The organism is Amycolatopsis sp. NPDC059657, from assembly GCF_042734395.1.
GTDB lineage: Bacteria > Actinomycetota > Actinomycetes > Mycobacteriales > Pseudonocardiaceae > Amycolatopsis.
Genome location: NZ_JBHWEB010000017.1, coordinates 1 through 9,019 on the forward strand (window position 1 = coordinate 1; position 9,019 = coordinate 9,019).

A 9,019-nucleotide genomic window follows, 5' to 3' on the forward strand; every position below is an offset into this window, starting at 1 on the left:
TGTTTCCTTCGCAAGAACAATCATCCCAAGTCAGAGGGCATCTGCGCGTCCACGACACGATCAACTCACCAAGATCCTCGGCGGATCCAGGCTCAGGGTTACAAACGCCACTCTTGTCACGTCCAGCCAGGCTCCACACGCCCAGGCTGACCGGTTTGCCCCAATATGCCCGAACCAAAACGAGCCTGAGCGTTGTGAACGGGGCGTTCACAACGCTCAAGGTTGCAAACGCCCCGTTCACCACAAAAACACCGACCAAAGCCAGCCAAGAACCGACCTAAACCCCCAGGTCAGGCAGAGCAGACCCCTGCACAGCCTCGATATCCAGCTCGATCTTCACGTTCGTCCCGATAGCCGCCACCCCGGCCCGGATGATCGCGTTGTAGTTGATCGCGAAGTCGTTCCGGTGCAGCTGCGTCTCGGCGTGGAAGGCGGCGCGCACCCCACCCCACGGGTCGGCCGAGTAGCCGCCATACCGCAGGTCCAGGTCGATCGATCGTTCTTCCCCATGCAGCCGCAAAAGCCCCGACAGCGTCCACGAATCACTGCCACGCTGACGCAGGCCGGTGCTGTCGAAGACGATCGTCGGGAACCGGTCGACGTCCAGGAAATCGGGCGAGCGCAGGTGGTCGTCGCGCATCTTGATGCCGGTGTCGATCGCCGCCGCGGTGATCTCCGCGTGTACCGAGGACTGCTCGACCGGCCTGCCGACCATGATCGTGCCGGTCAGCTCGGGGAAGCGGGCCTTGATGCTCGCGATCCCCAGGTGCCGCGCGGTCGCCACCACCGACGAGTGTGCCGGGTCGATCGTCCACGGGCCGGGCGGCGGGAGCTCCAAGGCGCCTTCGACCGGCACCAGCGAGATGTGGCCGATCGAGCCCGTCCCGTCCGAGCCGATCTGCGCCGTCTTCGCGACCGGGTTGTAGCCGGACGACGTGATCACCGCCGTGTACATGCCGGACGGCAGCGCGGGGGTGACCACCGAACCTTGCGAGTTGGCCACTACCCGCGCCACCTGCTGTCCGGACATGTCCGTCACGGTCAGCACGGCGTGTTCGACCGCCCAGCCTTCAGCCGTGCGGATCTGCCCGGACAGCCCCGTCATGAGAGCAACTCGTCGAAGGCCTGGTCGTAGCCGAGCCGGACGTCGTGCTGGGCCTCGGCGCCAGCCGCCAGGGTGACCTCGCTGGTCGCGGGCGGGTAGCCGCTGGCGACGACCGTGTACTTGCCCTCGGGCAGGTCGGTCAGCAGATACTTGCCCTCGTCGTCGGTCCTGGCGACCGCGGCCACGTTGCCTGCCTTGTCGAGCACGGTGATCCGCGCGTCGGGCACGATCCGGCCGTCCTCGGTCGTCGCCGTGCCCGCCAGCCGGACCGCGCCGGTCAGTTCGATGTCGTGCGCGATCGTGCCGCTGTCGGGCACCGTGAGCGTCAGCGCGACCGGCCGGAACTGCTCGCCGCTCGCCACCAGCGTGTAGTGCCCCGCGCCGATGCCCTGGAACGTGAACGCCCCGTCGGCCAGCGTGATGAACGCGCCGCTCACGTCACCACGGTCGTCGGTCAGGGTGACCGTCGCGTTAGCCACCGGCGAGCCTTCGCCTGCCTTGCGGACGACGCCGGTGACGCCACCCGAGCCGGTCAGCGTGATGTCCAGCTTCGCCGGGCCGTTGCCGACGACCACGCTCGACGCCTGCGGCTGGTGCCCCGGCGCTGACACGATCAGCACGTAGGTGCCGTTGAGCGGGGTGGTCACCGAGTAACTGCCGTCGGCGGCGCCGGTGCCACGCGCGACCTGGCGGCCACGCTGGTCGATCAACGTCAGCGCCGCGCCCGTGACATGCGTGCCGTCCTGCCGCCGGATGTGCCCGGTGACCGGCTGCCCGCCGCCGGAGTCGGAGCTGAGCTCGGCCGCGGGCAAGGTCAGCGCGCCCGTGTCCGGCTTGTATTCGCCGTGCCCGTTCTCGCTGGCGATGGCGTGCTTCCCGGCGCCGACGAGCGCAGGCTCGCGGACCTCTTCCACGGCCGGTTCGGCCGGAGCCTCTTCCTCGAACAGCGACTCGGCGCCTTCCATGGCGGCGGCGGGCGCCGGGCCGTCGACGAGCGGGATCTCTTTCATGAACAGCAACACGACCGTGGCCAGCAAGGCCACACCCGAAGCCACCATGAAGACGGTCGTGATCGAGTCGGTGAACCCGGTCAGGATCGGGATGCGCAGCTCGGGCGGCAACGCCTGGATCTTGGACGTGTCGGCCTGGAGGTCACCGAGCCCGTTGCCCATGCCTTCGGGCAGCTTGCCGCCGAACGCCTTCGAGATGTTGCCAGGCAGCGTGTTGAACAGAATCGTCAGGAACACCGCGACACCCGCGGTGCCGCCGATCTGGCGGAAGAAGGTCGCCGACGCGGTCGAGACGCCCATGTCGCGACGCGGTCCCGCGTTCTGCACGGCGATGATCAGCGTCTGCATACAGCCACCGAGGCCGAACCCGATGATCGCGGCGAAGGTGAGCGGCATCCACAGCTTGCTGTCGTACTCGACCTGCGAGAACAGGAACGTGCCGACGGCGATCAGCAGCGTGCCGAGCACCGGGATGAACTTGTACCGCCCGGTGCGGCCGGTGATCTGGCCGGAGATGACCGAGCCGGACATGATGCCCAGCATCAGCGGCAGCATCAGCAGACCGGACTGGGTCGGCGTGTAGCCCTGAACGACCTGCATGTACTGCGGGATCATGGTGATCGCGCCGAACATCGCCACACCGACGATGACACCGCCGACGATCGCGACGCTGAACGTCGAGTTCTTGAACAGGCGCAAGGGAATGAGCGCCTCGTCCTTCATCGCCTTCTCGATGAGGATGAACGCGATGATGCCGACGACGCCGATTCCGTAGCAGATAAGGGAGTTACGCGAGTCCCAGCCCCATTTGTTGCCCTGCTCGGCGACGACCAGCAACGGCACGACGGCGACGGTCAGCGAGATCGCGCCCCACCAGTCGATGCGGTGATCGTGGCGCGCGTGCGGGACGTTGAGCACGAACGAGACCACGACCAGCGCGATGATGCCGATCGGCACGTTGATCAGGAACACCCAGCGCCAGCCCGCGATCCCGCCGAGCCTGTCGAACCCGGCGAAGAAGCCGCCGAGCAGCGGGCCGAGCACGGTCGACGTGCCGAACACCGCGAGGAAGTAACCCTGGTACTTGGACCGTTCCCGCGCCGGGACGATGTCGCCCATGATGGTGAAGGCGAGCGACATCAGGCCGCCCGCGCCGATGCCCTGCACCGCGCGGAAGGCGGCGAGCTGGTACATCGACTGCGCGAACGTCGAGGCGATCGAGCCGACCACGAAGATCGAGATCGCGGCCAGATAGAACGGCTTGCGCCCGTAGATGTCGGACAGCTTGCCGTAGATCGGCGTCGCGATCGTGGACGTGATCAGGTACGCGGTGGTCGCCCAGGCCTGCAGGTCGAAGCCGTGCAGGTCGTTGGCGATCTTGACGATCGAGGTGCCGACGATCGTCTGGTCGAGCGCCGCGAGGAACATGCCCATCATCAGCCCGGACAGGATCGTGACGATCTGCCGGTGACTGAGCTTGGGCGCCTCGGCGGCTGGTGGTGCGACGGCGGAACTCATGCGGTGGCCCCCTTGGCCTGGGGTTGGTCCGCAAGCTGCGGAGCGTGTTTTTCGATGCCGGAGTTGAGACGGCCGAACAGGGAATTCAGGGTCTGGCGGTCCTCTTCGGACCAGTCGTGCAGCACTTCGGCCAGCCATTCGTTGCGCACCTTGCGGTTCTCCTCGAACACCCGGTGCCCCTCGGCGGTCGGCGCGAGCAGGCAGGCGCGGCCGTCCTCGGGATCGGCCTGGCGCTCGACCAGTCCATGCTGGACCAGCGAGCTGCTCTGGCGGCTGATCGTGGAGATCTCGGAGTGCAAGGACTCGGCGAGCCTGCTGGTGCGCTGCGGGCCCTCGTGGATGAGCGTGAACAGGATCGCGTAAGCGGCCCGCTCGACGCCGTCCGGTCCCTGCTTGGCCACCTGCGACTTCGCCCGGTTGATGAGCCGGACAAAGCGGACGAGCTCGTAACCCAGCTCATCGGCGAGGTCGAGCTCGGCTTTGGTCGTGTCCATGGGTTCCCTGCTTATTTGGCGGCTGCAACTAGTTGCCTCAAGCAAGGATGTGCCCGTGCGGTTGGTTGCGCAAGTCAAATAACTGACTGTGTGTCAGACGACACCATAGTTAGCCGGTACAAGTATCGGCACCTGGGTTTTTTGACCGGTTTGTTCACCCGTGATAGTGACTTGTAGTGCCCGATAGGCTGGTATTTCCGGGGTTCGGTGGATCAAGCCAGGGACGGGGAGCAGGCGGTGGCTGTGTCGAGGTCGCTGTGCTTTCCGCAGCGGTCGCCGTCCGGGACCCGGCGGCATCCGAGGCCGGTTCGCTGGTCCTCCAGGCTGCTGCTGCGCGGGAATTCGAGGACCGTGTCGAGGGTTGACCGCACTATGACCGACGACACAGCGCTCCGCAGGCTCTTCGGCGAGGTCCAGCTCGGCGTGCTCGCGACCCTCAAGCGTGATGGCAGGCCGCAGCTCTCCAACGTCACGCACCTCTACGACGCCGACGCGGGATCGATCCTCGTCTCCATCACGGAGCCGCGCGCCAAGACCAAGAACCTCCGCCGCGACCCGCGTGCCAGCTACCACGTGACGCTGCCGGACGGCTGGTCCTACGCGGTCGCCGAGGGCACCGCCGAGCTCACGGACGTCGCGAAAGACCCTCATGACGCCACGGTCGATGCACTCGTGGACCTGTACCGCCGCATCAAGGGCGAGCACCCGGACTGGGACGAGTACCGCGCCGCGATGGTGTCCGACGAGCGCGTGCTGCTGACTATTCGGATCGAGCGGGTGTACGGGACGACGAGGTAGCCCAGTCCAAGACGCGGCCGTCGGTGTCGTCGTCCAGCGTCACGCCGAGCATCGCCGAGAGGCTCGACCCGAAGTCCACGACGTCCATGTCCGGCAGTGCGGTGCCCGGCGTGAAGCCGGGCCCGCTCGCCAGCAGCAGGCCGCCTGGCCGGTGGTCGCCGGTGCGCCAATGCGTGTCCGGGCCATGGACGACGCCGGTCTTCGCTGACCAGACCGTCTCGATCGGACCGCTGCGGCCCCAGTCGATCAGCAGGTCGGGCAAGGAATCGTCGGCTTCGCGGTCGTAGTGGTCGGAAGTGCGCGAGACCGCGCGGACCACCGGCTCGCCCGTCTCGACGTTGACCAGCGCGAGCAGGTCTTCGGTCAGCTGGTCGCACACCGCGTCGTAGTCGGTGGGCTTGACGACCCCGGAAGGCTCGCGGCCTTCGAGGTTGATCCGCACTCCGCCGAACACGAAGTTGTTGGGAGACAAGAAGTATCGCTGACGGGCACGCTGCTCGGGCGTCGCCCAGTTCGGCACCGCCGGCAGCGGGTTCCGCGCCAGCCGCCGCCGAAGAAACGGCAGCACGCCCGACGCCAGCGTCGGCATATCCGACACCTTCCGCTTGGCGAACTGCTTCAGCGAAGACCCGCGGAAGCCATCGGTAGCGGACTGGTCGAGCAGCCGCAGCAGCTCGTGCAGCAGATGACTGCCCTCGTAGCGCGGGCCCATGCCATGGCTGAGCAGCACGAACACCGTCGTGTCCTGTTCGACCAGCGCCAGGTGCTCGCCGATCGCGGCGTCGAGCTCCCGGTAGACCGACCGGATCGGATCCAGCTCCTTGCCCAAGGCCGCGACATAGGAGCGGTGTCCGGGGTCGTGCAGATGCCACTGCTGGTGGCCGATGCTGTGCGATTCCCCGTAGACCGTAAGGAAAAGGTCCCAGTCACTCTTCGCGAGCAGTTGCGTCGACACCTGCGTCTTCAGCCCGATGCCGTCGACGAGACCATGCGTCAGGGCGCGTTCCTCGGCGGCCGTGCGGTGATCGCCGTCGCGGTGCAGGTAGTCGTCCGGTGCCCAGTCGCGGACGAGCTGCGGCTCGGCGGTCAGGATCGGGGTCAGGCCGATCTCGGTCTCGATCTCCTTCGCCAGCGCCGGCGGCGAGGTGTGGAAGCCGAAATGCCGGTCGTGGCAAGCGTATTCGCAGACCATCACGCCGTTCAACGGTTTCGCCTTCGAATGCGGCACATCCAGCACGGCGACGCGCTTGCCCGCCGCCGACAACGTCTCCCAGAACGGGGTGCCGCGGATTTCCAGCGGACTGGTCAGCCTGCGCTCGTAGGTCTTGGTGTCGACCTCTTCCCAGCAGTGGAACCCGGTCCGCGCGGCCGTGCGCGCGGTGAAGAAGCTGCTCCACAGCGAACCGACGAACAGCCCGTACGGGTTGCGCGTGGTGGCCGACGCGCTCTCTTCGAGCAACCGCGCCAGCGTGGGCACCTCACCGTCCGCGGCCATGGCGCGGATGGTGCCGGGGTCGCAGGCATCCAGTGCGACGACGAGGATCTTGGTCATTGTGCGTGCTTCCGACGGACCTTGGCGAAGTCCGCGTCATAGGTCGGCCCGTTGGACAGGCGGTCCGGCGCGTCCGTCGAGTAGAAGCACGCGATCGCCGGGATGAGCATCGGTTCGCGGTCGGTGGTCAGCGCGCAGAACAGGTCCCAGTCACCCATTTCGCGCAGTGACTCGTCGAAGCGCGCGGCCGGGAGCCCGGCGCGGTGGCCGACGGCGCTGATGTCGGCCAGGTTCTCCTTGAGCAGTACCTCGCGGCTGTACGGGCGCAGCATCAGCTTGGGCAGGCTGCCACCGGCGCCGCGATGCACGCGTTCGATGTCGTCGATGACGAAGCCGCCGTAAGCCGTTTCGACCTCGGGATGCTTGCCGAATGCCCAGGCCAGCGCCTTGAGCCAGAGCGCGTGCATGGTGTTGTCGTCGTCGAGGTAGGCGATGACCTCGCCGGTCGCCACATCGAGTCCCGCGTTGCGCGCCGCGCAGACACCGCCGTGCTCGGTGCGGATCGCCCGGACCCTCGGATCGTCGAAACCCGCGATGACCTCGGGGGTTTCGTCGGAGCTGGCGTCGTCGACGAGCACCAGTTCCAGGTTCGGATACGCCTGCGTGAGCACGGAAGCGACCGCGCGCGGCAGCAGTCCGGCGCGGTTGTGGGTCGGCATGATGACCGAGATCTTGGGACCCGTGGTCAGCTCGAGCTGGCCGAGCCACTGGGTGAACACGTGCACGGACTCCGCGCTCTCCAGCTCACCGGCGCGGATGTGCAGGCCTTCCAACGCGGTCGTGTGCCCGTCGAGCCAGTCGTTGTTGTGCCGCATGGCCTCTTTGAGCGGCTCGAGCGCGCCGAGCCGCTCGTTGATGCCGGTGAACTCCTTGCCGTGATCCACCAGCGCGCGGCCGTGATCCTCCAGCCAGCGCGTCATGTGCTCGAGGGCCTTGCCCTGCTCTTCGACGACGGTGCGCAGCCTGGCCAGCTCTTCGGCCATTGCCTGGTGATCCACCCGGGCGACGATAGCCGATGGAGTTACCGTTGACGCATGAGCAACGACGCCCTCGTCACTCGCCTGCGTGAGGAGCTCGGCACCGCAGCCGTGCTCACCGACGCCGATGTCACGGACAGTTACGCGCGCGACATGATGCCGCTCGCGCCCGTCGGAAAACCGCTGGCAGTGGTGTTGCCTGTCGATGTCGAGGGTGTGCAGGCGACTGTCCGTGCCTGCGCCGAGGCGGGCGTGCCGATCGTGCCGCGCGGCGCGGGCAGTGGCCTTTCCGGCGCCGCGAACGCCATCGACGGCTGCGTGATGCTCGTGCTGACCAAGCTCGACCAGATCGTCGAAATCGACGCGGGCAACCGGCTCGCGGTCGTCCAGCCGGGCGTGGTGAACCTCGATTTCCGCAACGCCGTTGAAAAACACGGCCTGTTCTATCCGCCGGATCCCTCCAGCTACGACTGGTGCACCATCGGCGGCAACCTGTCCACCAACGCCGGTGGGCTCTGCTGCGTGAAGTACGGCGTGACCACGGATTCGGTGCTGGGACTGGAAGTCGTCCTCGCCGACGGCTCGCTCCTGAAGACCGGCCGACGCACGGTGAAGGGAGTCGCAGGCTACGACCTGGCGCGGCTTTTCGTTGGCAGCGAAGGAACTCTGGGCGTCATCACCCAGGCGACGGTCGCGCTGAAGCCGTTGCCCCAAGCGCCTTCCACGCTCGTCGCGGGCTTCAGCACCACCGAGGCCGCGGGTGAAGCGGTCGCCCGGGTCGTGCGTGAGGGCCTGGTGCCGTCGCTGCTGGAGATCATGGACGCGACGTCGATCAAGGCCGCCGAGACGTATCTCAAGACCGACCTCGGCGCGGGCTCCGACTGCCAGGCCTTGCTGCTCGCCCAATCCGATTCCGGCGGCGAGGTCGCGCGCGGCGAACTCGCCGCGCTGGAACAGATCTGCGTCGATTGCGGTGCCACGCTCGCCTACTCGACCGACGACATCGCCGAGGGCACCATGCTCCTGCAGGCGCGCCGCATCGTGTTGACCGCGCTGGAGATGTACGGCGTCTGGCTCACCGATGACGTCTGTGTCCCGCGCACACGCATCGCCGAACTGATCGCCGGATGCCAGCGGGTGAGCGAAAAAGTCAACCTGCGCATCGCGGTGGTCGGCCACGCCGGCGACGGGAACATGCACCCGACGATCGTGTACTCGCCGGACTCCGAGGACGAGTTCGCCCGCGCCCAGCAGGCGTTCGACGAGATTCTGGAGATCGGGCTTTCGCTGGGCGGCACGGTCACGGGCGAGCACGGCATCGGCAAGATCAAGCGCGAGTGGCTCGCGCGAGAGATCGGGCCGGTCGGGCTGAAGGTGCACCGGCAGATCAAGCAAGCACTCGACCCAGGCAACCTCTTCAACCCGGGCTCGATGTTTTCGCTGTAAAGGACTCGTGAGCGTTGGGGGGGGGGGGGGGGGGGCCCCCCCCCCCACCCCCCCCAATATTTGTTGGGGGGGGGCGCCCCCCCCCCCCCCCGGGGGGGTGGTGTTGTTGGGGTTAGACG

At 67.3% G+C, this 9,019-nt stretch carries 8 protein-coding genes; 3 read left to right on the forward strand and 5 right to left on the reverse strand.

What is annotated here, in order from left to right; all coding sequences use genetic code 11:
• Positions 1–277 precede the first annotated feature (277 nt).
• The 3 genes from ACFV15_RS11665 to ACFV15_RS11675 are packed head-to-tail and all read right to left on the reverse strand — an operon-like array spanning position 278 to position 4,127.
• Positions 278–1,105 (reverse strand): YceI family protein, encoded by an 828-nt coding sequence (locus ACFV15_RS11665; RefSeq protein ID WP_378350159.1) that lies wholly within the window; start codon positions 1,103–1,105, stop codon positions 278–280.
• Complete coding sequence (locus ACFV15_RS11670; protein ID WP_378350160.1) at positions 1,102–3,633, reverse strand: MFS transporter; 2,532 nt, start codon at positions 3,631–3,633, stop codon at positions 1,102–1,104. Before ACFV15_RS11670 ends, ACFV15_RS11665 begins: the two co-directional genes overlap by 4 nt.
• Positions 3,630–4,127, reverse strand: coding sequence for a MarR family winged helix-turn-helix transcriptional regulator (locus tag ACFV15_RS11675; protein ID WP_378350161.1), 498 nt, complete (start codon positions 4,125–4,127; stop codon positions 3,630–3,632). Before ACFV15_RS11675 ends, ACFV15_RS11670 begins: the two co-directional genes overlap by 4 nt.
• A 176-nt stretch (positions 4,128–4,303) precedes the next feature.
• On the opposite strand from ACFV15_RS11675, the gene ACFV15_RS11680 reads away from it, so the two are divergent.
• Positions 4,304–4,492: a DUF397 domain-containing protein gene (locus ACFV15_RS11680; protein ID WP_378350162.1), complete on the forward strand. Its 189-nt coding sequence runs from the start codon at positions 4,304–4,306 to the stop codon at positions 4,490–4,492.
• Positions 4,493–4,499: 7 nt separating this feature from the next.
• Positions 4,500–4,925 carry a PPOX class F420-dependent oxidoreductase gene (locus ACFV15_RS11685; RefSeq protein ID WP_378350163.1) on the forward strand — a complete coding sequence of 142 codons (426 nt, stop codon included), beginning with the start codon at positions 4,500–4,502 and terminating at the stop codon, positions 4,923–4,925.
• On the opposite strand, the gene ACFV15_RS11690 is transcribed toward ACFV15_RS11685, so the two are convergent.
• Positions 4,888–6,477, reverse strand: a complete 1,590-nt coding sequence (locus ACFV15_RS11690; protein ID WP_378350164.1) for an alkaline phosphatase family protein — start codon at positions 6,475–6,477, stop codon at positions 4,888–4,890. The two genes, ACFV15_RS11685 and ACFV15_RS11690, sit on opposite strands and share 38 nt — an antisense overlap.
• Positions 6,474–7,475: a glycosyltransferase family 2 protein gene (locus ACFV15_RS11695; protein WP_378350165.1), complete on the reverse strand. Its 1,002-nt coding sequence runs from the start codon at positions 7,473–7,475 to the stop codon at positions 6,474–6,476. Before ACFV15_RS11695 ends, ACFV15_RS11690 begins: the two co-directional genes overlap by 4 nt.
• A gap of 36 nt (positions 7,476–7,511) precedes the next feature.
• Here ACFV15_RS11695 and ACFV15_RS11700 point away from each other — a divergent pair, with 36 nt between their 5' ends.
• On the forward strand, positions 7,512–8,900 hold the full coding sequence (locus ACFV15_RS11700; RefSeq protein WP_378350166.1) for an FAD-binding oxidoreductase: 1,389 nt from the start codon (positions 7,512–7,514) through the stop codon (positions 8,898–8,900).
• Positions 8,901–9,019: the final 119 nt, after the last annotated feature.